This window comes from Myxococcus sp. AS-1-15, from assembly GCF_020037055.1.
Taxonomy (GTDB): domain Bacteria; phylum Myxococcota; class Myxococcia; order Myxococcales; family Myxococcaceae; genus Myxococcus; species Myxococcus fulvus.
Genome location: NZ_JAIQDF010000001.1, coordinates 1,177,915 through 1,201,531, shown reverse-complemented (window position 1 = coordinate 1,201,531; position 23,617 = coordinate 1,177,915). Strand labels below are relative to the sequence as shown.

Annotated in this window: 17 protein-coding genes; 8 read left to right on the top strand and 9 right to left on the bottom strand. The window is 69.3% G+C overall.

The genetic code is table 11. The features are described 5' to 3' along the window. The first annotated feature begins 149 nt into the window (after positions 1 to 149). The 5 genes from K8625_RS04940 to K8625_RS04920 all read left to right on the top strand — a co-directional run bounded on the left by K8625_RS04940 (position 150) and on the right by K8625_RS04920 (position 7,995). Positions 150 to 1,091, top strand: coding sequence for a hypothetical protein (locus K8625_RS04940; RefSeq protein ID WP_223745409.1), 942 nt, complete (start codon positions 150 to 152; stop codon positions 1,089 to 1,091). Positions 1,092 to 1,120: 29 nt separating this feature from the next. After that, a complete protein-coding gene (locus tag K8625_RS04935) occupies positions 1,121 to 3,925 on the top strand; it encodes a TonB-dependent receptor (RefSeq protein ID WP_223745408.1) in 2,805 nt (934 codons plus the stop codon). An 88-nt stretch (positions 3,926 to 4,013) separates the two neighbouring features. Continuing rightward, entirely contained in the window at positions 4,014 to 5,837 is a 1,824-nt protein-coding gene (locus K8625_RS04930) for a bifunctional UDP-sugar hydrolase/5'-nucleotidase (protein ID WP_223781964.1), read from the top strand. A 100-nt stretch (positions 5,838 to 5,937) separates the two neighbouring features. Further along, a complete protein-coding gene (locus tag K8625_RS04925; RefSeq protein ID WP_223745406.1) occupies positions 5,938 to 7,062 on the top strand; it encodes a hypothetical protein in 1,125 nt (374 codons plus the stop codon). Between the two features lie 42 nt (positions 7,063 to 7,104). After that, positions 7,105 to 7,995, top strand: a complete 891-nt coding sequence (locus K8625_RS04920) for an alpha/beta fold hydrolase (RefSeq protein ID WP_223781963.1) — start codon at positions 7,105 to 7,107, stop codon at positions 7,993 to 7,995. Here K8625_RS04920 and K8625_RS04915 read toward each other — a convergent pair. The 6 genes from K8625_RS04915 to K8625_RS04890 form a co-directional block, all read right to left on the bottom strand. After that, positions 7,962 to 9,539 carry a DUF1501 domain-containing protein gene (locus K8625_RS04915; RefSeq protein WP_223781962.1) on the bottom strand — a complete coding sequence of 526 codons (1,578 nt, stop codon included), beginning with the start codon at positions 9,537 to 9,539 and terminating at the stop codon, positions 7,962 to 7,964. The genes K8625_RS04920 and K8625_RS04915 overlap by 34 nt on opposite strands. A gap of 12 nt (positions 9,540 to 9,551) precedes the next feature. Continuing rightward, complete coding sequence (locus tag K8625_RS04910) at positions 9,552 to 10,595, bottom strand: hypothetical protein (protein WP_223745404.1); 1,044 nt, start codon at positions 10,593 to 10,595, stop codon at positions 9,552 to 9,554. Further along, positions 10,595 to 12,433, bottom strand: coding sequence for a DUF1549 domain-containing protein (locus K8625_RS04905; RefSeq protein ID WP_223781961.1), 1,839 nt, complete (start codon positions 12,431 to 12,433; stop codon positions 10,595 to 10,597). Before K8625_RS04905 ends, K8625_RS04910 begins: the two co-directional genes overlap by 1 nt. A 227-nt stretch (positions 12,434 to 12,660) precedes the next feature. Beyond that, positions 12,661 to 14,292: an LVIVD repeat-containing protein gene (locus tag K8625_RS04900; RefSeq protein ID WP_223745402.1), complete on the bottom strand. Its 1,632-nt coding sequence runs from the start codon at positions 14,290 to 14,292 to the stop codon at positions 12,661 to 12,663. An 87-nt stretch (positions 14,293 to 14,379) separates the two neighbouring features. Further along, positions 14,380 to 14,871, bottom strand: a complete 492-nt coding sequence (locus K8625_RS04895; RefSeq protein WP_223781960.1) for a hypothetical protein — start codon at positions 14,869 to 14,871, stop codon at positions 14,380 to 14,382. Positions 14,872 to 15,027: 156 nt separating this feature from the next. Then, the gene (locus tag K8625_RS04890; RefSeq protein ID WP_223745400.1) at positions 15,028 to 15,744 is read right to left on the bottom strand and encodes a hypothetical protein; all 717 of its coding nucleotides are present in this window, start codon (positions 15,742 to 15,744) and stop codon (positions 15,028 to 15,030) included. A 235-nt stretch (positions 15,745 to 15,979) separates the two neighbouring features. Here K8625_RS04890 and K8625_RS04885 point away from each other — a divergent pair, with 235 nt between their 5' ends. Beyond that, positions 15,980 to 16,777, top strand: coding sequence for a LuxR C-terminal-related transcriptional regulator (locus K8625_RS04885; RefSeq protein ID WP_223781959.1), 798 nt, complete (start codon positions 15,980 to 15,982; stop codon positions 16,775 to 16,777). A gap of 17 nt (positions 16,778 to 16,794) precedes the next feature. Here K8625_RS04885 and K8625_RS04880 read toward each other — a convergent pair whose 3' ends face one another. The 3 genes from K8625_RS04880 to K8625_RS04870 all read right to left on the bottom strand — a co-directional run bounded on the left by K8625_RS04880 (position 16,795) and on the right by K8625_RS04870 (position 18,097). Beyond that, a complete protein-coding gene (locus tag K8625_RS04880) occupies positions 16,795 to 17,127 on the bottom strand; it encodes a hypothetical protein (RefSeq protein ID WP_223745398.1) in 333 nt (110 codons plus the stop codon). A 129-nt stretch (positions 17,128 to 17,256) separates the two neighbouring features. Next, entirely contained in the window at positions 17,257 to 17,604 is a 348-nt protein-coding gene (locus tag K8625_RS04875; protein ID WP_223745397.1) for a hypothetical protein, read from the bottom strand. A gap of 211 nt (positions 17,605 to 17,815) precedes the next feature. Beyond that, positions 17,816 to 18,097 carry a hypothetical protein gene (locus K8625_RS04870; RefSeq protein WP_223745396.1) on the bottom strand — a complete coding sequence of 94 codons (282 nt, stop codon included), beginning with the start codon at positions 18,095 to 18,097 and terminating at the stop codon, positions 17,816 to 17,818. A 183-nt stretch (positions 18,098 to 18,280) separates the two neighbouring features. Between K8625_RS04870 and K8625_RS04865 the strand changes: the two genes are divergently transcribed. Together K8625_RS04865 and K8625_RS04860 are read left to right on the top strand one after the other, a co-directional pair. Further along, positions 18,281 to 19,822, top strand: a complete 1,542-nt coding sequence (locus tag K8625_RS04865) for a gliding motility protein (RefSeq protein ID WP_223781958.1) — start codon at positions 18,281 to 18,283, stop codon at positions 19,820 to 19,822. Between the two features lie 127 nt (positions 19,823 to 19,949). Next, positions 19,950 to 23,576 (top strand): CARDB domain-containing protein, encoded by a 3,627-nt coding sequence (locus K8625_RS04860; protein ID WP_223781957.1) that lies wholly within the window; start codon positions 19,950 to 19,952, stop codon positions 23,574 to 23,576. Positions 23,577 to 23,617 lie beyond the last annotated feature (41 nt).

Here is a 23,617-nt window from a genome sequence, read left to right as displayed (position 1 = left end):
TGCTGCATCAGCAGAATCGTGTGAGTGTCATGGAGACGGCACGCAACTGATACCTCTGGACCGGCCACTCGTGCTAGAGGGCCGCCACCTCGTCCCCATCCCCAGAGGTATTTTCCGTGCAGACAAAAATGAAGTGCGCGCTCGGGCTCGTGGCAGCCCTGAGTGTGTCCTGTGGTGAGTCGACCGATGAGGTCGGCGACCGTTACCAGGGCGTCATCGATGCCTCGACGCTCGACACCAAGTTCCGGCCGACCAGCGGCAACTACCGGCCCACGACGGCCCGGGTGCGGGGCACCAACGTGCCCTTCTACAACCTGGGACAGGTCGCCACCGAGCGCAAGGACGACCGGGGCGTCATCACCAACGCGGGCGTCCCCGTGGACGCGGACGGCCGGCCGTACGTGCCCGCCGCGCGCGCGGTGAACACCTCCTATGAGTTCGCCGAGGGCTGTGTCACCGGCAAGGCGGACTTCGACGTCCGCACCGACAACTACCCGGAGACGGTGCAGTGGCCCGTCTTCACGAACCTGCCGCTGACCGTCACGGGCAACACGACGCCGCCGGTGGTCCCGCTGGTGAAGGTGACGCGCTGGAACGGCACGTCCTCCGAGCAGTGCAACGCCATCAAGGACGCGGCCTCCCTCACCAAGGGGAACTTCGGCGGCGGCGCGGGCGACACGACGATTGCGCTGCGCGCCATCATCGACGTGTCCGCGAACCTCAACCCGCTGCGCGCCGACTCCGCCTTCACGTCCCAGGGCGGCTGGTACCGCGGCCTGCAGCTGGCGTACCTGGACGGCGGCGAAATCCCCGTGGATGACCAGGGCAACCTGAAGGTGATGGACGGCGTGCTGGTGAGCCCGCCGACGGGCGCGCCCACGTCGGAGACGCCCGTGTACCTGTTCTCCGCGCTCCCGGGCGAGGAGGGCTGGTCCCCGGTGGTGCGCCTGCGCACCTTCACCGCGACCACCGCGAAGCCCGCCTCCAGCTACACCGGCCTGTGCACGGACGTGTGCGCTGAGACGGAGCTGAACATCAGCACCCTCACCCGGTACTCCGGCGTGCTCTTCGCCGTCGGGAGCTCCCTGTGAGCGCCCCTTCCCCTGTCCCGAGCCCCTCCATGAAGACGCTTGTTTGCCGTGCCGGTGGCGCGCTCGCGCTGCTGCTGCTCGCGCTGGTCGCGAGCCTCCCTTCCCCCGCGCTCGCCGCCGGCCAGAACTACGGCCGCATGGCCGGCTATGTGTATGACCCGACGGGCGCGCCGCTCGCCGAGGTGCCGCTCACCGTCACGGGCCCCGCGCTGCAGCAGCCCCAGTCGCGCACCAGCGGCGAGGACGGCCGCTTCGAGTTCGACACCCTGCCCCCGGGCGAGGGCTACGTCCTCGAGGTGAACGTCCCAGGCTTCGCCCCCATCAAGAAGGCGGGCATCACCGTCCTCTTGGGCCAGGCCACGCAGGTGGACGTGAAGCTGGAGGTGTTCACCGAGCAGGCGGCGGTGGCCACCTACGAAATCGTGGAGAAGGTCAACCCCATCATCAACCCGGACTCCGCGCAGATGGGCGCGGTGATGACCGCGGAGAAGGCGGCCACCTCGCCCGTCTTCACCCAGGTGCAGGCCATGCCGCAGCTGGTCGCCGGCGTGGGCAACGGCAACGCGCCCAGCCTGCGCGCCGGCCTGTCGCGCTACGGCAAGTTCTTCATCGACGGCATGGACACGTCCGACGTGGTGGACGGCAGCATCAGCTCCCCGATGAGCTTCTACGCGGTGGAGAACTTCGAGGTCATGACCGGCGGTCTGGACGCACAGTACAACTCGCTGGGCCTCATCCAGAACGTCGTCAGCAAGAGCGGCTCCAACAAGTTCACCTACGACGTGACGATGATTCTGTCGCCGGCGTGGGCCAACGCGAAGTACCGGGGCGCGGCCAACCAGAACCCCAACGTGGCCAACTACACCCAGAACGAGGTGCCGCTCTCCGAGACGGCCTTCTACAGCCCGCTGGTGGGCGTGGGCGGCCCCATCATCAAGGACAAGCTGTGGTTCTACGTCTCCGGTCAGTGGAACTTCTCCAAGCGTGACACGCCGCTGGGCGAGGAGAGCCGCACGTCCGACACCCAGACGCGCCTGGCCCGTCTGAAGCTCACCTGGCAGCCCACGACGAAGGACCGCCTGTCCCTGGCGTTCAACTACGACAACAACACCATCACCAACCAGGTCTCCACCACGTTCGTGACGCCGGAGGCGGAGACGCAGGTCGACCGCGGCGGCTTCTTCGCCATCGTCAACTACGACCGCAACATCTCCGACAACGTCCTCTTCCAGCTCCAGACGGGCCTCACCTACAAGGACATCTGGAACGGGCCGATGAACGAGGACTCGCAGGACATCGCCCACATCTACAACAGCACCACGTACCGCAACGCCGGCGCGCTGCGCAACGAGGTGGGCAACCTGGTCACCGAGAAGCGCATGCGCTACCAGTTCGACCCGACGCTGCTCTTCAAAGTGAAGAACCACCAGATGAAGGCGGGCTTCCAGTTGAGCTACCTGAGCGGCGACAAGACGGCGCAGGTGATTGGCAACCAGCGCTTCAACGACCGCAACGGCGAGTGCAACCCGGACGACCCGGAGACGTTCGCCTTCTGCAACGAGCGCATCGACTTCTACAACAGCGAGGGCGTGCGCGGCCCGCTGACCACCGAGGCCGGGACACTCATCTCCGGCGCGTTCGTCCAGGACCGCTGGAACGTCAACCGCTACCTGACGCTGGTGGCGGGTCTGCGCGCGGACGTGGGCCGGCTGTACGGTGACAACAACCAGTTCATCACCAACCTGGTGGGCATCGGCCCGCGTCTGTCCGCGACGGTGGACCCGTTCGGCAACCGCACCACGCTCATCAAGGCGCACTACGGCCGCTCCAACGAAGTGGGCGACGTGTTCATCGCGCAGCACGCCAACCCGGAGCTGCTCCAGGTGCGCTCCACGTTCGCCAACGGCGCGTTCGCGGACTGTACGCCGGACACCGTGGGCAACCCGCAGTGCAGCGTGGCGGGCGGGGCGTCGGGCCGCTTCTTCGACAAGACCAACCACACGCCGCCGCACGTGGACGAGCTGGCGCTCGGCCTGCACCACGCCATCAACGAGGGCGCGGTCATCGGCATGGACCTCACCTACCGCAAGTACTCCAACATGTGGGTGGACGAGGAGGTCAACCGCATCTGGGACCCGTCCGGCACGCGCGTGGTGGACTACGCGGACGGCATCAACCACACGGTGGTGAAGATCCACAACCCGGACGACGCGTGGCGCGACTACCGCGGCATGGACCTGTGGGCGCAGGGCCGCACGGGCCCGTGGGACCTGCTGGCCAGCTACACCCTGGCGTTCAGCAACGGCACGGTGGGTGACTACTTCGACGGCTACGGCGCCAACCCGCGCTTCAAGCACTTCTTCGAGGGCCCGTCCCCCGAGGACATCCGCCACACGCTCAAGGGCGCCATCGGGTACACCACCCAGTTCGGCCTCGACTTCGGCGTGCGCTTCAACTACCGCACGGGCGCGCCCATGTGGATGTTCCAGGAAGGCTCCGTGGACCGTCAGCGCGTGGTGCGCTCGGACCGCGGCACCGGTCACTCGTACAACACCAGCACGGGCATCCCGGACTTCAATGACCCGGCGGCCATCTCCGAGCTGCGTCAGCCGAGCCAGTTCCTGTTCGACGTCCAGGCCCGCTACGACCTGAACCGCGTCATCAAGACGAAGGAGACGAAGATGGAGCTCACGCTCATCTTCTTCAACGTCCTCAACAACAGCGACGTGACCTTCGTGCAGGAACAGTGGCGCGCCACCAACAACCGGTTCGGCACCGCCACGGGCCGCCGCAGCCCGATGCAGGCCGAGCTGCTCTTGCGCGTGCGCAACTAGCCACATCGCCGCACCACACGGGGCCCTCGCTTCCATGCTGGGAGGCGAGGGCCCTTGAATCAGACGGGGCCGCGTTCTAGAGGGGCGTGTGACTTCCGCCCTCCGTCCGCTCCGCCTCGGGCTCCTGTCGGCCCTCGTCGTCTCCTGCGCCTCGCATCCGCCCGCGCCGGAGGCTCCCCCCACGGCCCCCGCCGCCGTCAAGGTCGCGCCCGAGCCGGTGCGCCTGAGCGTGGTGGGCACCAATGACTTGCACGGCTGGGTGATGCCGTCGCGCGGGAGCCTGGCGGATGGCACGGCGGTGGAGCAGGGAGGGCTCGCCACGTTCGCGGGCTACCTGTCCATCCTGCGCGCGGAGAACCCGGACGGGGTGCTGCTGCTGGATGGTGGCGATCTGTTCCAGGGCACGCTCGCGTCCAACCTGACCGAGGGCGCGGTGGTCATCGACGCGATGAACACGCTCGGGTACGTGGCCTCCGCGCTGGGCAACCACGAGTTCGACTACGGCCCGGTGGGGCCGCGCTCGGTGGCGATGGAGGGGGATGACCCGTTCGGCGCGCTCAAGGCGCGCATCACCCAGGCGCGCTTCCCGATTCTCGGGGTGAACGTCACCGACGCGCAGACGGGCGTGAGCCCCACGTGGCTGGGGAACACGGGCACGCTGCTGGTGGAGCGGCGCGGGGTGAAGGTGGGCATCGTGGGGCTGGCGACGCCGCACACGCCGGAGGTCACCAACCCCGTGAATGTGGCGAGCCTGCGCTTCGCGCCGCTGGTCTCCTCAGCGCTCGCGGCGGCCAACGATTTGCGTGCGCGCGGGGCGGAGGTGGTCATCGCGATTGCGCACGCGGGCGCTGTGTGCAAACGGCAGGACGACCCTCGGGACATCTCGTCGTGCGACCGGGGCGACAGCGAAATCATCGAGATGCTGGAGGCCCTGCCGGAGGGCACGCTGGACGCGGTGGTGGCCGGGCACACCCATCAGCCGGTGGGGCACTTCGTGCGGGGCACGCCGGTCATCGAGACGTCGGGCCGGGGCCGGGCGTTCGGCCTGGTGGAGCTGTTCGTGGACCCGACGACGCGCAAGGTGCTGACCGAGCGCACCACGCTGCAGGGCTCCGTGCCGGTGTGCGAGCGGGTGGAGGCGACGCTCGGGACGTGTGACGAGCGCAAGTTGAAGGACCGCAACAAGGTGGAGCTGGTGCCGGCGACGTTCCGTGGGCAGCCGGTGGTGGCGGACGCGGCGCTGGGGACGCAGTTGGCCGGGGCGCTCGCGAAGGTGGAGGAGATGCAGAAGCGCCCGCTGGGCGTCAACGTGCCGGCGAAGCTGACGCGCGACTACGACGCGGAGAGCCCGCTGGGCAACGTGCTGGCGGACGCGCTGAACCAGCTGGGCATGACGGGCATCGCCGTCATCAACAGCGGCGGGCTGCGCGCGGACCTGCCCGCGGGCGAGCTGACGTACGGGGCCGTCTTCGAGGTGCTCCCGTTCGACAACACGCTCTCGGTCGTCACCCTCACCGGGGCCCAGCTGACGAAGCTCCTGGAGGGGGCCTACTCGCGCAAGGGAGGCACGCTCCAGGTGGCGGGGCTGAAGGTGAACCTGGAGCAGTGCAACGGCGTGACGCGGATGGTCTCCGTCACGAAGGCGAACGGGAAGCCCCTCGAGCCCAACAAGCTCTTCCAGGTGGCCATGCCGGACTTCCTCGCGCGGGGTGGCAGCGGGATGGACGAGGTGCTCAAGACGCTGCCGCCCGGGAGCGTCAACCTGGGCGAGCAGCAGGCGCTGACGCTGCGCGACGCGCTCGTGGAGCACTGGAGGAAGCGGGGCAAGCCGCTGGTGGCGCCGACGCCCGGACGCATCCTGCGTCAGCGCGCGGCGACGGGCTGCGCCGTGAAGGCCTCGGGTCGGGACTGAGGTCGTGAGGCAGGGCGCCGCGACGTCGGCGGCGCCCCACCGAAGGCTTTTCACGCCCCCCGTTCAGGTGGCTGCAGCCCTGAACGAGGAGTCCCCCGACATGTCGAGCCACCCCGCCCCGCGCTCGCGGGCCATGCTGTCCTCCGCCCTGTGCACCCTGCTGCTCGCCGCCTGTGGTCCCCAGGGCACCGAGGCGCCTCCCGCCGAGGCCCCCGCGCCCGAGGCCACCGAGCAGGGCACCGTCCTGCACGAGCTCAAGCTCAGCAACACCCGCAGCGTGCGCTTCATCGAGTCCGCCCCGGGCGAGGTCTTCGTCGCCGAGTCGGGCCACATGGACCTCGACGCCGCCCACCTCCGCGAGGCGATGAAGACAGACTCCACCCAGGGCCAGGAGCTGGCGGACGTCTACCTCGCGCTCGTGCCCGGAGCCACCCGTGAGGACGTCCCCGCCGCCCTCGTCGCCGCCCAGGGCCGCGTCGCCATGGCCCGCCACCTCCAGGAGCGCGAGGCCGCCCGGAGCGAGGGCCGCGCCGCGGCGAACGCCCCGCTCGCCGAGGGGCCCTCCGCCCTGAACACCGAGCGCGGCCCCTTTGCCGCGAGCCTCAACGACACCTGGGATTGGGTCGGCGACAAGCAGTGGTTCACGAGCAACTTCTGTGCGACCACCGCCACCCAGGGCCGCACCTGTATCACCGACTACTGGTACGGCTCGTACAGCGGCGCGAAGGACAACACCGTCTACTTCCGCGCCGTGGGCCTCGCGGCCGGCTTCGACTCCACCGCGTACTTCTATACGCAGTACAAGTCCTGCGGCTTCTGGCCCTGGGATGGCTGTGAATGGAAGGTGAACTACAGCACCACCCTCCAGGCCCGCCACTACATGATGGTCACCTGGGACACGGGCCCGCGCTCGCGCTGGGCCGGCATCGACCAGAGCTCCGACCGCGTGTACCTCAGCACCATTTGGAGCACGTCGTCCTCCACCCCGCCGCCCGCGCAGGAGCCGTGCACCGTCTACGCCCGCGCCCACGCCACCACCTGCTACAACCTGGACGGCACCATCTCCTCCATCTCCAACACCCTGTGCGGTGACGCCTGCGCGGGCACGTACGCCACCGCCTCGCAGTGGGCCACCCAGGCCCTCGGCACCCAGACGTGCCTGGGCGCCTACGCCGGCTGCTGCCTCTACTACGTCGACCAGAACTTCAACCGCTGCGGCGGGTGAGTTGTCTGGGCTTGCTCCCCGGCGACCTGCGATGCTCCCGCCATGGAACGCTTCGTCCAGGTCGCCGAGGGAGTCTCGCTGTGGGTCGAGTCACGCGGGCCAGAAGACGCGCCCGCCATCCTGCTCATCATGGGCTCCACCGCGTCAGGCCTCGTCTGGCCCGACGCGCTGATGGACGCCCTGGCCCGACACCACCGGGTCATCCGCTATGACCACCGGGACACCGGCGCGTCCACGTGGGCCTTCGACACCCACCCCTACTCCGCGACGCGCATGGCCGAGGACGCGCTCGCCATCCTCGACGCGCTCGGAATCTCCCGCGCCCACGTCGTGGGCATGTCGCTCGGCAGCATCCTGACGCAGTGGCTGATGGTCGCCCATCCCGAGCGACTGCTCAGCGCGGCCCTCCTCGGCTCCGCCGCCCTCCAGGGCGCGCCCGAGCTCCAGGACCTGCCCGCGCGAGCCCCCATCGACCCCCGCCTGTTCGAGTTCTGGGGCCAGATGTTCGCGCCCCGCGAGCGCGAGGCCCAAATCGAGTGGCGCGTGGAGAACTGGCGCCGGCTCCACGGCACCGTGCTCCCCTTCGACGCCGAGGAGTTCCGCGCGCTCGAGCGGCGCCTCATCGACCACGCCGGCCGCCACGACACGTCCACTGCACACGCGAGGGTCGACCCCACCGGGCTCGCGCGCGGAGCCGAGCTGCCCCACGTCACCGTGCCCACGCTCGTCATCGACAGCCCGGAGGACCCGACGAACCCTCCGTCCAACTCGCGCTTCCTCGCCCGGACGCTGCCCCACTCCACCCTGGTGACGCTGGAGGGAATGGGGCACACGATTCCGAAGGCCATCGTCCCCGCGCTCGCCCAGGCGCTCCTGGGCCACGTGGAGGCCGCGGCGGCCTACCCCTTGCGCAACCCCACCACCTCGCCGTAGCCGCCGGGGATGAAGAACTGGTGCGTCTGCATGCCCATGATGCGCAGGGCCGTGGTGACGACGTCCGCGGAGCGGGGCACGCGCTTCTGCGTCTGTCCCGTCTCCTCGATGATGTCCACCGGGGTGCCGAGCCCGCGCGTCGTGTACGTGCCCACCTGCCGGTTGTGGGCCACGTTGCCACCGGCGAAGACCACCGAGGTGTACGGGTGGTGGTCGTCCGGCAGGCTGTAGCTGCCGTCACTGCCGCGTGACGCCCAGCTCCGCCCGAACTCGCTCATCACCAGCACCAGCGTGTCGTCGAGCAGCGTCTTGCCCGGCTTGCCCGGGGCGGGCGTGGCCTTCATCTCGCCCAGGAAGCGCGCCACGCAGTCCATCAACCCGCGGCCATGCGCGCAGCTGTAGGCATGCCCGCCGCCGTTGTGCGTGTCGAAGTCGAGCCTGAGCGACACGTGCACCGACGTGGCCAGGTCCGACTTGAGCAGGCGCAGCGCTATGTCCATCCGCGGGTCCAACCCCACCAGGTGGAAGTTCGCGTTGCCGAACGTGTACGTGAAGGACTCGCTCAGATAGCTCGACAGGTACGAGGGCCGGTTCGTCTTCAGCGCGTCGATGCCCTTGGTCTTCTCCAACACCGACACCACGTCCGTCGCCAGCACGCGCGAGACGCTGTTCAGCGAGCCGTGCAGCCCCTCCAGGTAGTTGTCCACCTTCGCCGTCGAGCGGCCCAGCCGGGGCCTGGCCTGCCCCAGCGAGTAGCGCTCCACCGTGGTCGTCTTCAGCTGGGCCCCGGTGGGCTCGCCCTTCGCGTTGAGCTCCGGCCCCTCGGTGCGCGCCTCCAGCCCGTTCCACCAGGCATTGTCCGCCGCCTTGCCGGAGAGCATCGGTTTGAGCGCGTCGATGGACGGCACCCCCACGGGCCCCGCGTGCGACGGCAGGCCCATGCCGGACGGCATGCCGCGCTCGCCCGCCACCACCACGAACGGCAGCGGCCGGCTCTCCCGGTGCCGCTCGTACAGGTGGTTGGCGATGACCGAGTGCACCGCCGGCGCCCGGTAGTCCGCGCCCGCCACGCCGCACATCGCGGAGATGAAGGCGCTCGCGTGGTCATTGGTGCCCTGGTCGATGCCGTGCAGCACGCTCAGCTGCTCGTGCAGCGCATAGTGCTGATAGCCATACATCAGCGGGCTGAACGAGCCGCGGGCGGCGGGGTTCGCCGGGTCCCACGACTGCCAGGTCCGCAAGGGCTTGTACGGGCCGTTGGGGGCCGCCAGGTCCACCACCTTGCTGGCGTCGAAGAAGACGGGCTCGCTGCTGAAGCCCGCGGGCGCCGGGACGCAGAGCGGAATCTCCGCGTCCTCCATCGGCGTGAAGTAGTACGCCGGACGGAAGCCGCCCGGGACATAGAGCACCACGAGCCGCGAGGGGACATCCGCGTCCGCGGCGTGCGCGGTGCCGGAGCCCAAGAGCCCCGCCTTCTCCAGGAGCGCCAGCTGGCTTGCGCCCAGGGCCCACTTGAGCAACGTGCGTCGAGAGGTGTTCAGCATGGGGTCCTCGGCTCAGTACGTAATCCACAGCGGGTGACGGATGAGCGCCGCGCAGGTGCCCACCCAGGCCAGGCGCGTGTTCTGCGCCTCCAGCGGGAGGTAGACCTGCTCGTACAGCTCCTTCAGCTCCGCGTCCGTGGGCGGCTGCCCGAGCATGCGGAGGTAGAGGTTGCGCAGGTTCTTCCGCACCGCGTCCGGGTTCTGGGTGGACGTGTCCGCGAGCGTCACGTAGCGCAGCACCGCCTTGTTGTTCTGCTTGTCCACCGCGCGCCCGCACCAGGCCTGGGACATCTGCACCAGCGCCTGACCGGCGGAGGGGCCGAACATCGGGTTCTTCTTGCGGTACTCCAGGGAGTTGCCGCCGCCCAGGGCCTCGTAGCGCTCCGGCGCGCGCGAGTCGGAGACGTACTCGCCGGAGATGCCGGGGGCCCAGTCCCCGGGCCACACGAAGAACTTGTTCCAGTTCACCACGTAGGCCCGGTTGCGCCAGTCGGGGTTGCTCGTGCTCACGAAGTCCTCGAGCGTCAGGCCCAGCTGGTCCATCAGGCTCACCACCATCTCGTCCGCGGCCAGCCGGCGGACCTGGAACTCCTTGGGGGACGGCGTGTCCATCGGCTCGGGCGGCGCCTTCAGGTCCCGAATCCAGTCCTCCACCTGGGCGATGGTCATGGTGACGCGGCCATTGGCGACCAGCTGCTCGTAGGGCTGGCCCGGCGGCATCTGCGCGTAGCTGCCCGGGGCGTTGCCCTTGAGCATCTTGATGAGCAGGCTGCCCTCCGGGTCGCCGCGCTTCACGAAGCGCTCGTCGTAGACCAGCCCGCTCTCGAACGCGGCGAGCGAGGCGAAGAAGGGCTTGTTGCCGTTGATGTGGCAGCCCTCGCACGCGGGCGCGAGCGCGAGGCGGACCGCGTCGTTGTCGCTCGCCGCGGCGCAGGTCCCCGAGTCCGGCTCATCCGAGCTGCCCTGTCGGTACGAGCTGTCACCGAAGCAGGCGCCCAGGTTGAGCGCGAGCACCGCCAGCGCGGCGGCGCACACGAAAGAAGTCGGCGTGCGCATCACAGGCCCCTCCGCAGCTCGGACTGCTCGAACAGGTAGCGGATGAAGGGGCGCAGCTTGCGCTCCCCCGCGACGAACTCGCGCGCGAGCTTGTCGATGAAGCCCTTCTCCGTGGCCGGGTTCAGCTCCCGGCCGATGAACATCGCGTAGAGCTTGCGCGCCGCGCAGCGGTCGAACTCACCCGAGCGCACCAGCAGCTTGCCGAAGCCCAGGGGGCCCATGGTGCCGTCGCCGTGCTGGCCCAGCAGCGTGTACGACTCCGGCATCGTGTCCAGCAGCACCGCCTCCGGGTTCGCCTTGAGCTCTTCGGGCGTGACGGGCGTGAGCACCGTGTTCGGCAGGAAGGCGTTTTTCCACCGCAGGCCCGGCGCGTTGCCGGTGTGCGGGTACTTGCCGGACAGCCACTCCGCGGTGACGCGCTGGTTGCCCATGCCGCCGATGAAGGGCCAGGGGACGTAGTAGCTGGGGAACGGCGTGAAGTCCCAGCGCTTGAAGGCGATGGCCGCGGGGTCCAGCGTCTTGTGGCAGTGCAGGCACGTGCCGCCCGTGGCCGGGTCGATCTCCAGCGGCGGGAAGTGCACGTCCGCGGGGGGAGGCGAGAAGTTCTGGCAGGCGAAGATTTCCAGGAAGCGCGCCGCCCGGACCCGCTCGCGCGGGAACGAGGACATGGAGCCCATCATCGTGAGCACGCCCGCGGCGGGCAGCCCCAGGGGCGCCTCCGTCGTCGTGCGCGGGTCGAAGCGGTAGGTGCGCTCCATGCCGCCAGAGCGCGACTTGTCGGGCGTGAGCGCCAGGTGGAAGGGCTCGAGCTGCTCGACGACGAACTCCCGCCACGCCTGCGGGTCGTTCGGCGTGGGGTGCATCGGGTCGCGCGGCTCGTTGCCCACGTCCGGGCGCCACCAGGTGGTGTTCTGGTCCACCACGGCGTTGCCCATCTGCCGGCCAAAGCGGACGTACAGCGCCCGGAGCCAGTTGGTGCCGACGGTGTAGTTGCCGACGACCAGGTCCGACAGCGGGCGGTCATGCCACGCCAGGTGCGCGAACAGGCGCGCGGGCTCCTCGTAGGGGTGGCGACGCTGACCGTTGAGGCTGCCGGTGCCCCCGGACCCGAGGCCCGCGAGCGGCGAGCACCAGATGAGGTTCGGTCCGCAGCCACAGCCCCGGTTCAGCGCCGGGTCGTAATAGCCGCCGGAGGCGACGCCGCAGTCCAGCACCTTGCCGGTGCGGGTGTCGGTGACGGTCTTGGTGTCACCGCCCGCCTTGCCCAGCACCTGGACGGTGGTGCCCGGAGCCCACCAGGGCTCGACGGTGTGCACCTCCGGGACGGCGGGATTGCCAGCGCCATCCTTGTCCTGGCACTGCTGGTTCGGGTTGCCGCTCTCGAACTCGTTGACCGCGTAGTACGCGCCCGGGTGCAGGCTGTTGTCGTCACAGCGGTGCAGGTGCCCGGACATGTCGCCCTGGTACGCGTCCCCCTGGGCGCCGGTGGTGAAGGCGCCCACGGTAATCCACTCGTGCCCGAAGCGGACCATGCGCTCGTAGAACTTCGGGGAGGCGAGCACCTCGTCGAGCGTGGAGCGCAGGAGCGTCGCGCGAGCCGCGGGCGTCGCCGCCGCCTCCATGGCCTCGTACTGCTCCAGGGTCGGGGTGGTCCCGGTGAGACCGAGCACGATGCGCCGCAGCACGCGCGTGTCGCTCATCGGGTCTTCGGGAGGGTCCTCCGGGGCCGTCGGCTCGGGCTCACATTGCTGCGCATGCGCGTCGGACACGATGAGCCCGGACATCGCGAACAGCACGCCCGCGAGGGCCGCGCTCTTCAGGTGCAGGTGCCAGTGCATGCGTGCGACGGTAGCATCGATTGTCGCAACGACACACAGCAGAACCCTGTCTGTCATTCAGCGAGAATGAGGGGTGGACTGCCCTCCACACCTGATTGTCTTTCCGGCCCCCCGGACGTGAGCCGGGCCCCCGCTGAGGTGGACTCCCCACCACACCTGGGGCTCCGGGCCCGCGCTCCCCGGAGTGCGTGGAGGTGTGTCTCGCGCACTCCGAGGGGACGAAGTCGCTACGGCTGGGGGAGCTCGCGGAAGACGAGCAGGCCTCGCGAGGAGTCCGCCGCGTACACATACCCGTCGCCGGGGACGCGGATGCCGAGCAGTCCCTCGAAGGGGCTGTCGGTGCGGTCCGGGTCCGAGTCTCGGAAGGAGTTGTAGTGCGCCACCTGCCGGGGCCTGGTGGGGTTGGACACGTCCAGCACGCGCACGCCGTCGTGGTACCAGGCGATGTAGAGCAGGTTGCCGCGCAGGATGATGTTGTGGATGGAGGTGAAGGGCCGGTGGGTGCGGAACTCGCCGATCTTCACGATGCGCGCCGGGTCGGTGACGTCGAGCACGCGCAGGTGGGAGTGCTGGAACTCACCGCCCTCGAACGCGAGGGTGCGGCCGGCGAAGGTGCCCACCGCGCTGTGGTGCGCGAAGCTGAAGTCCGGACGGACGTACCCGCCCAGCTCGCGGACGTCGTCCAGGTTCGTGACGTCCATCACGAAGTAGCCGCGATACGACTCGCTGACGTAGAGGCGGTTCTCGTACACGAAGGCGTCATGGGGACCGCCCAGCGTGGCCACCTCCGGCGAGGCGATGACGGTCCGCAGCTCGGGCGCCAGCGGGTCGGAGATGTCGTGCACGAACGTGCCGAGGCTGGGGGCCATGGAGTAGAGCCGGTCGCCGTCGACGAGCACCGTGTGCGTGCCCGTGGCGCCCGTCGTGAAGCTCCGGACGAAGCGGGGGTTGGCGGGCTCGGAGATGTCATAGACGAGCGTCCCCGAGTCGTTGCTGGCCACGTACAGGGCATCGCCCTTGGCCCAGACGGCGTTCCAGTAGTTGTCGTGGGGCAGGGAGAGGGTGGTCTTGAGGACGGGGGCCGCGGGGTTGCTGACGTCGAAGACCGAGAGGCCGCCCAGCCGGACCTGCTTGGGGATGGAGACGACATAGGCGTGCCCCTTGGTGACGTAGAGGTCCAGGGGGTGGCCCAGGGGGGTGTACCCCTCGCCGTGCAGCGCGAGGCCGCCGGAGGACTCGGGCTCACCGCCCCAGTGGGAGACCCGGTGGGCCTCGAAGGTACCCGCGCGGGCGAACCGGTTGCGGTAGCAGTAGGCGAAGCAGCCGGTGATGAGGTCGGGCGACTTCTGCTCACAGCCCAGATAGGTGACGGTGGCGAGCCCGTTGGCCGAAGCGCCGCGGACGTGGAAGCGCCCGGGGCCCGTGTCCTTCACGGCCAGGGGCTGGGCGAACATGGTGCCGCCATCCTCGGTGAACCGGATGCCCCCGATGTCGGTCAGTCGGTAGCCTCCGTCCGGCACGTGCCGCCCGTCCCGCATCGGCGCGAGGTAGATGGCCCCGGGCTCGACGTCGGTGAGCGTGCCCAGGTCGCAGCCGGAGAGGTCGAAGCGCGACAGCTCCGTGCAGGCCAGGCCCCCCGCATCCCGGGTATCGACGGTGCACGGGGCATAGGGGCCCGGGTCCTTGAAGTCTCCGTGCTCCTCGAGCTCGGTGTAGGTGCCGTCCCAGGCGTCGGAGCCGGCGTCGGGGGTGCCGGCGTCCGCGGGCGGCCTCGGGTCGGAGTCGTCGTCGCAGCTGGAGAGGCCCGGCGACGACAGCAGGAGACAGGTGGACAGAAGGGCGCGGAGTGACGGCGTCATGTGAGGGCCTCCCGGAAGGCCGCCACGTGACAGCGGCGGCCTTCCGGGAGGAACGTCACGGCCCCTCATCCCCCCTCAGGGAATTTATTACTGACAGTTCGGCGGTCCCATGCACGAGAAGGTCAAGAACACCTCCGCCGAGGCGGACTCTCGTGTCGCGAAGCACTCGCCTCGCTCCTCCACCGCGTTGCAGACACCCCGGGGACACTGCGCCGCCGCGGCCGCCCGGGCGTCGTCGCTGGCCCTGAGATAGGCCCCGGCACACCTGGGGTGGGTGCCGCCCCCCGCGACCGAGTGCCTCTCGGGCTGACAGGTGCAGGCGGTGACGGCGGGACACCAGGTCCGCACGCCATCGCACTGCACCCAGCCCCCATTGTCCGCCCCCGAGGCACAGATGCCGCTCGCGGAGCTGCACGACACCGCGGTGTTCGTGCACTGCTGCGTCACCTGACAGGACACCGCCGCCTCGCTGCTCTCCAGCACGAGCTCGTCCCCGGTCGGGGCGTCGCCGCCACACGCCGTCAACGTCGCCACCAGGAAGACCAACCCCGCCAGGGGCACATCGAATCGCATCCGCATGCAGGCACCCTCCCATCCTCATCGAATGGTCAATGACACACACACCGACGCTCCCACGCGTACCGATGAGCGTCGAAGGCACGCGGAGTCTGCACGCGCGCACGAGGGCGGAACAATCCCACGTTCCTGGGAGGATTCCGCCCTCGATGGCGCTGCTCAGTACATCTTCAAGTCATACGTCGGGGTGGGCCGCCAGTCGGAGCCAGCGGGGACGGTGCGCGTGTCGGTGACCTTCACGGCGTAGACGCCCGGCGCCACGTTGACCGACGTCCGGAACATCCTGCAGCTGGGCGTGAGGTCGGAGCAGACCAGGGTCTGCGTGCTGGCCAGCAGGGCCCCCAGGGTGCGGGTGGCGAAGTCATAGGCATGGACATCCACCCGAAGCTCTCCGGTGTTGCGCAGGTTGTAGACCTCCACCGTCAAGAGCTGGTGGAGGCTCGTTGCCCCGAGCACCCAGTCCGCGTCCTGCGCCTTGTGGAAGGTGTGCCCGAGCTGCGGCGTCCCCACGTAGGACGAGGCCGTGGTGTGGGAGTTATCGCTCTCGTACGCATCCGGCGGCGCGACCAGGCAATTGGCGGGCGGGCTGAACTTGCCGTTGTCGACGCAGACGTTGTTCGAGCAGGAGCAGCCCGACGCGCAGTCCGCCCCCGTCGTGCAGGCGCGCACCGGCGGCACGTCGCAGTAACCCGCGGGAGGAGGCGGACCGAAGCCCCCTCCGGAGCAGACGCCGTTGGTGCAGACACAGTTCGCGCGGCAGTCGAGCGACGTCGAACAGGCGCGCAGCTCCGCCGACTGCGCCTCCACGACCTCCGGCGGCCCCACGGCCTCGGAGGCGCCCTCGACGCTCCCACAGGCCGCGACAAACACAGACACAACACAAAGACACCAACGAACCAGATGCATGAGTCTCTCCTGGGTGGACACAACCAAGGATGGAGACCCGCGAGACGATGCGTCGGCGCAAGGGTCCATCCCGCGAGGGCTTTGACGAATGTCGAGAAACCAAGAGACAGGCCCCGTCCTTCGGGAATCCAGCGCCTCGGTTCACACAGGATAGGGGCTGCCGAGGAGATGACCATTCCCCTGAACAGGGGATAGCCTCGGGAGCATGTCGGACCTCGTCACGTGGCGCGACGCACGCAACGCCTTCCGCCTGCTCGATGAGCTGGGGCAGCTGAGTCACGACACGCTGGCGTGGAGGCGTCACCTGGTCGCCGGGACGAGCACGCTCGTGGGCGCCCAGGTCGGCATGGCGGCGGAGACTCCGGAGGCAGCGCTCCTGGATGCGTCACGACACCAGGGCAGCGTGGACCTGGGGTGGGCCACGGCGTCCGACCGCCGCGTCTGGATGCAGGTCTGCGAGCGTCACGAGGCCGCGCTGGACCCTTCCGACGCCAGAATCGCGCAGCTCGGCGAGGACACCTTCACGGCGCCGAGGCAGGAGCTCGCGAGCGACCGGAGCTGGTATGCGTCCACCATCTTCAACGAGCACTACCGCCCCGCCCGGCTCAATCACTATCTGCTGTCGGCGCTCCACGTCCCCGAGCACCGGGCCATGCACTTCGTCTTCCTCTTCAGGGAGTCCTCCTCGGGTCCGTTCGACGCACGGGAACGCCAGCTCATCCACCTGCTCCACGGCGAGCTGGGGCTCCTGTGGCAAAGCGCCCAGGCCCTGCGGCTCCCCCGGCGGCTCCAACAGGTCCTGGCGCTGTTCCAGGCGGGCCTCGGCGAGAAGGAGGTGGCCGAGCGGCTGGGGCTCAGCCCCGCGACGGTGCATGACTACAGCAAGGCCCTCCACAAGCGGCTGGATGCGCGCAGCCGCACCGAGCTGCTCGCGAAGGCCCGCGCCCTGCCCCGAGCGCCCCGCCTGTTGCTCCAGGAGGAGGACCTTCCCGCCCCGCGATGAGCGAGGGCGGGCCTTCCTCACTGCGCCGCCATCTCCTGGGCCACCAGGGGCGGCACGCCATAGCGATAGTCGAAGTGGTACCTGCCCTCCGCGTCGAGGCGGAAGAGCAGCCAGGTCCACGCCTCGCGCTGCCGCGCGGGGGTGTGCTCCTGCAAGGTGCGCAGCGCCTCCAACGCCTCCAGCGTCAGGTCCACGTCGGAGCGCTGTTCGTGAAGGAAGCCATTGGCCACGTAGATTTCAGAGGTGTCCCCGCCCCACGCGTAGCGCTCGTAGTGCACCTCGACGCGCTCCCAAGGCTCGGGGACGGACTCCAACAGTGCTTCGATGAACCGCTCCTGCAGCTCCAGCATGTCCGCTCCTGTCACCCGCGCACTGTAGACCGGGGCTGGTGGACGCGTGGTGTCGAGCACCGGAGGGCTGGCGACGGACGGGACTTCGAGGAAGCTGCGCTCGACCCACCTGGAGCCGGAGACGCGCCGTCAGGAGCCGCTGCAGCGGATCTGGAGCGGATGGCTCTCCAGCACCATGCACTCGCCGGAGCTGCACGTGAACAGGTCGCAGATGGCCGGGGACTGGACGCAGCGGATGTCACGGCCCGCCCCCAGGTCGAACCAGGCACAGGCGTAGCCCTCCGGACAGGTGAGCTCCACGCCCTCGCACTCCGGCCCCAGGACCTGGTCACCCTTCAACGACAAGGGGGAGTGGGAGGACGGGGGCGGCTCGCCTTCGGGGCCACGACAGCCGGCCAGGAACACCACCGCCACGAGCCACGTCCATCCCGGAACAGACCTGCCCGGCACCCTCGAGAGACCCTTGCTCGACGTCATGTGCGTCGCGAAAGCAAGACAGACGCCAGCAACGAACTCCGGCCGGAGGCCGCTGCCCTCGTCCGGAGCGCACCACGAACGTCACGTGGCCTCGCGTCCGGCCACGTGGAAATCCACGGCCCCCGCCCGCCCCTCTCAGTTTTCCGAGGCACCACGACGTCGAGGACCCGCCCCCGGAGCCCTGCGGCCCCGAGGGCGCAGCCGCGACCGCTCATTCACAGAGGAAGGCGTACTCGTCGTAGTACGACGTCACCACGCCGGACTGGGTGATGTAACCCAAGCAGTCCCCATGCAACGCCCCCGCCCACCGCGTCTTCGCGGCGTCGTGGTAGTACGTCCGGTGGAAGCCCTGGCGCCCCCCTCCCGGCGGCTCGGAGCGCTGCGCCACCGAGGCCGTGGTCTCCGGAGCAACCCCCTCCTCCATCTCGGCCGGTCCACCACAAGCGCCGAGCAGCAACGCGGAGAATCCAATCACCCAACGAGACAGCGTCATCCGGGGCCCCTTGTCGTGAGAACTGTGTCGAAGTTGCAGTAACAACGATATCGAGTCCGGGTCCGCCCCGTCTACCCGGAGAGGGCCGTGAAACACGGGTGAACCGTGGCCGAGCGGACTGTTTCAAGCGAGGGCGCGACCTACACTGGGGCCACTCCACCCTGCCCTCGGATTCGCTCGCACATGAAGCCCACCGTCGGTGACATCTTCGTCGTCTACACCCCTCGGCTCGCGGCCTACACCGCGGTGCAGGTCACGGCTTTGAAGCAGGAGGGGAAGGACGAGCTGGCCTGTGTGCTGTCCCTGGATTGGGTGGGGCCCGAGCTCCCGGACGCGGCGGCGGTGGCGGCGATGAAGCCCATCGTCGTCAACTTCTTCTTCTGGAAGGAGCACCACGTCCACGTCTGGGCGCCCATCGACGTGCCGCATGGCTTCGTCCACGTGGGCAACCGGCCGCCGCTGCTCACGGAGAAGAGCGTCAGCTACAGCCACTGGCCCACGGGCCGCCACATCTTCAGCCAGCATCGTTGGGAGACCATTCCCCAGGCCACCCGGGACCTCTTCAAGCAGACCATCGCCAAGGAGGACCGCAGCGAGCTGGTGACGCTGGGCGGCCTGGAGCTGCGCCGCACGACGCAGCGGCTCGACACGGACCGGCTCCGCGCCGTCTCCGACCTGGCGGTGTTCGAGGCGCTGCCCATCCTGACGTCGGTCAACGCGGATGCACCTGCCACAGGATTGTTCGACTTCATCCGGCGCAGGCCCTTCGTCTACGAGTCCCAGGTGACGAACCACGGCCAGCGCGTGGTGGACGTGCGCGGGGCGCGGCTGAGCCGATTCGTGCTGGACGTCACGGGGGTCCAGGAGGTGTATCTCAACGACGAGCTGGAGACGCTGTCGCTGCTCGGAGAGGCCTCGCCCGGGCTGAGGATCCACGCCGAGGCGGACGGGCGCTGGCTGCACCTGCACACGAAGGACACCTCCTGGGTCTGGTCCGGGCTGGATGCCCTGGACGAGCTGCACGTGCATTCCTTCCGGGAGCTGGATGCCGGGAGCATCGTCCGCCGCTTCCCCAAGCTCACGGAGCTGCGGGCCACGGGCGCGCCGGGAAACCTGCGCGACACGGCGGAGCTGGGCGCGCTCACCGGGCTTCGCGTGCTCATGTTCAACGAGGTGTTCGGGATGTCCCCCGAGGAGTTCCCCGGGCCGGAGCGCTTCCCCGACCTGGGGCGGCTGTGGCTCACCAGCCTCCCCGCCGACGTCGCCGCCAGCGTGAAGAAGGCCTACAAGGCCGCCGCGCAGCGGGGCGTGGATGTGTCGGTGCGACAGCCGCGCAAGCCCGAGTGGCTGGCGGAGAACCTGGACAATCCCTTCCGCCACTGGGACGGCGAGGACAACATCCCCCCGGCCAAGGCGAAGAAGGCGGCGGCGCTGTATCGCCAGGCGCGCTCGGCCGCGCTCGCGGCCACGCCCCAGCACGGCGGCTCACCGTCCGCGCTCGTCTCCGCGCTCACCCCCATCGTCAAGGACTACACCGAGGGCTTCAACACGCTGGATGCGCGCCACGCCTTCATCTTCACCGTGGAGCGAGAGCACATCCACGACGCGCTGATGGGCATCCTCGACGCCGTGGATGGGAAGCTGAGGGCCGCCGGTGACGCGTCCGTCGTCCCCCTGGACCGCGACGCGCTCGTGGCGGTGATGGACTCGGTTCGCGACTTCTAGCGGGTCCTGGCACCCGCCCTGTTCTCCATGGTTTTCTGTCTTTTCACCTTAGACGCCGCGCACGTAATGGGAGACACGCCCTGGAAGGCCTCGGGGCACCCCATCCGTCGCGGCAAAGGGAGACGACATGAAGAGGGCAGCATGGAGAACGACCGCCAGCAGCGGTCTGCTGATGCTGGGTTTGATGGTCACAGGGAGCACCGGCTGTTCCGGCGGTGATGGGGCGTCACCAGCGACCCACCTGGGCACCAGCACGGGTTCCCTGGTGAATGGACCGGACCTGGTCATCACCGACATGGTGGTGCCGCCGAGCTTCCGCGCCAGCAACTATCCCTACTCGCAGGCGCCGAAGGCGAAGGTCACCGTCTGCAACCAGGGCACCTCCCACAGCGACTCCACGGAGGTGGGCTTCTACATCTCCATGGACGACGTGCTGACGTCCCGGGGGCCCAGCGCGCCGCCTGTCCCCGTCACGGACCAGGCGCAGGTGGGCAACGCCTGGGTGCCGAACCTGTATCCCAGTCAGTGCGCCACGCTCACCGCGGACCTCTGGCCCCACCTGCCGCCGGACGCCAATGGCCTCCAGGGGGCCTACTACTTCGGCGCCCTCGTCGATGAGTTCGAGAACGTGGCGGAGACGCGCGAGGACAACAACGCGTTCATCCACGGCCTGGTCGGCTTCGGCGACAAGTCGGACCTCGTCATCACCGCCATGAAGGTGCCGCCCAGCCTCCACATCGGCTGGCATCCTTCGTCGCAGCCCGTGACGGGCACGGTGACGGTCTGCAACCAGGGCACGCAGGACAGCGGGTCGACGCAGGTGCGGCTGTACCTGTCCATGGACGACGTGCTGACGGCGATGGGCCCCAACGCGCCGCCCAATCCGCCCATGGACCAGTCGCCGCTGGGCTTCGTCCCCGTGCCCTCGCTGTTCGCCGGGCGCTGCGCCACGGTGTCCACCCAGCTCACGCCCCAGCTGCCTCCGGACGCACAGGGCAACAACGGCGCGTACTACGTGGGCGCCATCGTCGATGAGGACGCGAACGTCCAGGAGCTGCGCGAGGACAACAACACGTTCATCCACGGCCTCGTCGGCGCCGGCAACGGGTCCGACCTGGTCATCACCGCCATGGTGGTGCCGCCCAGTCTGCACAACAGCGGATACCCTTCGTCGCAGCAGCCCAAGGGCTCCGTGACGGTGTGCAACCTGGGCACGCAGCCCAGCGGGCCGACGCAGGTCCGGCTCTATCTCTCCATGGACGACGTGCTGACCGCCATGGGCCCCAACGCGCCGCCGCAGCCCGTCACGGACCAGGCGCCGCTCGGACATGCTCCGGTGCCCTCGCTCTTCCCTTCACAGTGCACCACCGTCTCCACGAACCTCTCGCCCGCGCTGCCTCCGGCGGCCCAGGGCCTCGAGGGCGCGTACTACGTCGGCGGCATCGTCGATGAGCAGGACGACGAGCAGGAGCTGCGCGAGGACAACAACGCGTTCATCCACGGCCTCGTCGGCTTCGGAGTCCAGGCGGACCTGGTCATCACCCGCATGGAGGTGCCGCCCAGCCTGCGCGGCAGCAGCTACCCCTCCTCGCCGGCCCCGAAGGCGAAGGTCACCGTCTGCAACCAGGGTACCTCCCACAGCGACTCCACGGAGGTCCGGCTCTACATCTCCATGGACGACCAGCTGACCTCCATGGGCTCCGGCATGCCGCCCTATCCCGTCACCGACCAGGTGTACGCGGGCAGCGCCTGGGTGCCGAACCTCTACCCCACCCAGTGCGTCACCGCCTCCGCCACGGTGACGGTCTGCAACCAGGGCACGCAGGACAGCACGTCGACGCAGGTGCGGCTGTACCTGTCCATGGATGACGTGCTGACGGCGATGGGCCCCAACGCGCCGCCCTATCCGCCCATGGACCAGTCACCGCTGGGCTTCGTCCCCGTGCCCTCGCTCTTCCCCGGACACTGCGCCACGGTGTCCACCCAGCTCGCGCCCCAGCCGCCTCCGGACGCGCAGGGCAACAACGGCGCATATTACGTGGGCGCCATCGTCGACGAGGACTCGAACGTCCAGGAGCTGCGCGAGGACAACAACACGTTCATCCATGGCCTCGTCGGCGTCGGCAACGGGTCCGACCTGGTCATCACCGGCATGGTGGTGCCGCCGAGCCTCCGGAACGGTCCTGCTTCTTCCGTGTCGGCCTCGGTGACGGTGTGCAACCAGGGCACGCAGGACAGCGGGTCGACGCAGGTCCGGCTCTATCTCTCCATGGATGACACGCTGACCGCCATGGGACCCAACATGCCGCCCTACCCCGTCATGGACCAGGCGCCGCTCGGAATGGCCCCGGTGCCTTCGCTCTTCGCCGGACGCTGCGCCACCGTGAGCGTCCCGCTCTCCTCCGTGATGCCTCCGGCGGCGCAGGGCCTCGAGGGCGCGTACTACGTCGGCGGCATCGTCGATGAGCAGGAAGACGAGCAGGAGCTGCGCGAGGACAACAACGCGTTCATCCACGGCCTCGTCGGTGTCGGCCACAGGGCCGACCTGGTCATCACCGGCATGGTGGTGCCGCCCAGCCTGCGCACCAGCGGCCCCTCCTCGCCGACCCCGACGGCCTCGGTGACGGTCTGCAACCAGGGTACCTCCCTGAGCGACTCCACGGAGGTCCGGTTCTACATCTCCATGGACGACCAGCTGACCTCCATGGGCCCCAGCATGCCGCCCTACCCCGTCACCGACCAGATGTACGCGGGCAGCGCCTGGGTGCCGAACCTGGCCTCCGGCCACTGCACCACCATCACCACGGACATCTGGCCCAACCGGCCTCCGGACGCGCAGGGCCATGACGGCGCGTACTTCATCGGCGCCATCGTCGACGAGTACGAGAACGTCCAGGAGCTGCGCGAGGACAACAACACGTTCATCCATGGCCTCGTCGGCATCGGCAGCAAGGCGGACCTCGTCATCACCGGCATGAGCGTGCCGCCGAGCTTCCAGTTGGACGGGTTCCCTTCGCAGACCGTGACGGGCACCGTGACGGTGTGCAACCAGGGCACGGAGGGCAGCACGCCGAGCCACGTGCAGCTGTACCTGTCCATGGACGACGCGCTGACGGCGATGGGCGCCAACTCGCCGCCCTATCCGCCGATGGACCAGTCGCCGCTGGGCTACGTCCCCGTGCCCTCGCTCCTCCCTGGGAACTGCACCACGGTGTCCACCCAGCTCACGCCCCATCTGCCTCCGGACGCCTACAACACCGAGGGCGCCTACTACGTGGGCGCCATCGTCGACGAGGACGCGAACGTCCAGGAGCTGCGCGAGGACAACAACATCTTCATCAAGGGGCTCGTGGGCGTCGGCAACAAGGCGGACCTGGTGGTCACCGCGCTGACGGGTCCCTCCTTCGTCCGGATGGGGAACTCCTTCACCGCCACGGTGACGGTCTGCAACCAGGGCACCCAGCCCAGCGACCCGAGCAGCGTGCACCTCTACACCTCGCTCGGCACGGTGCTCACCCCGGACTCGGTGCAGCCCGCGCCGGACCAGGCCCTCCTCGGGGTCGCGAGCCTCAACTCGCTGAACCCGAACAGCTGCAGCACCCAGCCGCTGACCGTGTCGGCCAACCTCCCGCCCGGCGCGATGGGACTGGCCGGCGCCTACCACCTGGGCGCATTCGTGGATGCCACCGAGTCACTGCACGAGCTGCGTGAGGACAACAACACCCGCGTCACCGGGCTCATCGTCACCCCGTAGCGCGCGACACTGAAGCACCGCCGGGCATCCCACGACACGGG

Bases quoted from the DNA above. Each gene is read 5' to 3' on its own strand.
- K8625_RS04860 (WP_223781957.1), top strand. From the start codon at position 19,950: ATGAAGAGGGCAGCATGGAGAACGACCGCCAGCAGCGGTCTGCTGATG.
- K8625_RS04900 (WP_223745402.1), bottom strand. From the start codon at position 14,292: ATGACGCCGTCACTCCGCGCCCTTCTGTCCACCTGTCTCCTGCTGTCG.
- K8625_RS04910 (WP_223745404.1), bottom strand. From the start codon at position 10,595: ATGCGCACGCCGACTTCTTTCGTGTGCGCCGCCGCGCTGGCGGTGCTC.
- K8625_RS04915 (WP_223781962.1), bottom strand. From the start codon at position 9,539: ATGCTGAACACCTCTCGACGCACGTTGCTCAAGTGGGCCCTGGGCGCA.
- K8625_RS04870 (WP_223745396.1), bottom strand. From the start codon at position 18,097: ATGACGCTGTCTCGTTGGGTGATTGGATTCTCCGCGTTGCTGCTCGGC.
- K8625_RS04925 (WP_223745406.1), top strand. From the start codon at position 5,938: ATGTCGAGCCACCCCGCCCCGCGCTCGCGGGCCATGCTGTCCTCCGCC.
- K8625_RS04885 (WP_223781959.1), top strand. From the start codon at position 15,980: ATGTCGGACCTCGTCACGTGGCGCGACGCACGCAACGCCTTCCGCCTG.
- K8625_RS04895 (WP_223781960.1), bottom strand. From the start codon at position 14,871: ATGCGGATGCGATTCGATGTGCCCCTGGCGGGGTTGGTCTTCCTGGTG.
- K8625_RS04905 (WP_223781961.1), bottom strand. From the start codon at position 12,433: ATGCACTGGCACCTGCACCTGAAGAGCGCGGCCCTCGCGGGCGTGCTG.
- K8625_RS04880 (WP_223745398.1), bottom strand. From the start codon at position 17,127: ATGCTGGAGCTGCAGGAGCGGTTCATCGAAGCACTGTTGGAGTCCGTC.
- K8625_RS04875 (WP_223745397.1), bottom strand. From the start codon at position 17,604: ATGACGTCGAGCAAGGGTCTCTCGAGGGTGCCGGGCAGGTCTGTTCCG.
- K8625_RS04920 (WP_223781963.1), top strand. From the start codon at position 7,105: ATGGAACGCTTCGTCCAGGTCGCCGAGGGAGTCTCGCTGTGGGTCGAG.
- K8625_RS04865 (WP_223781958.1), top strand. From the start codon at position 18,281: ATGAAGCCCACCGTCGGTGACATCTTCGTCGTCTACACCCCTCGGCTC.
- K8625_RS04935 (WP_223745408.1), top strand. From the start codon at position 1,121: ATGAAGACGCTTGTTTGCCGTGCCGGTGGCGCGCTCGCGCTGCTGCTG.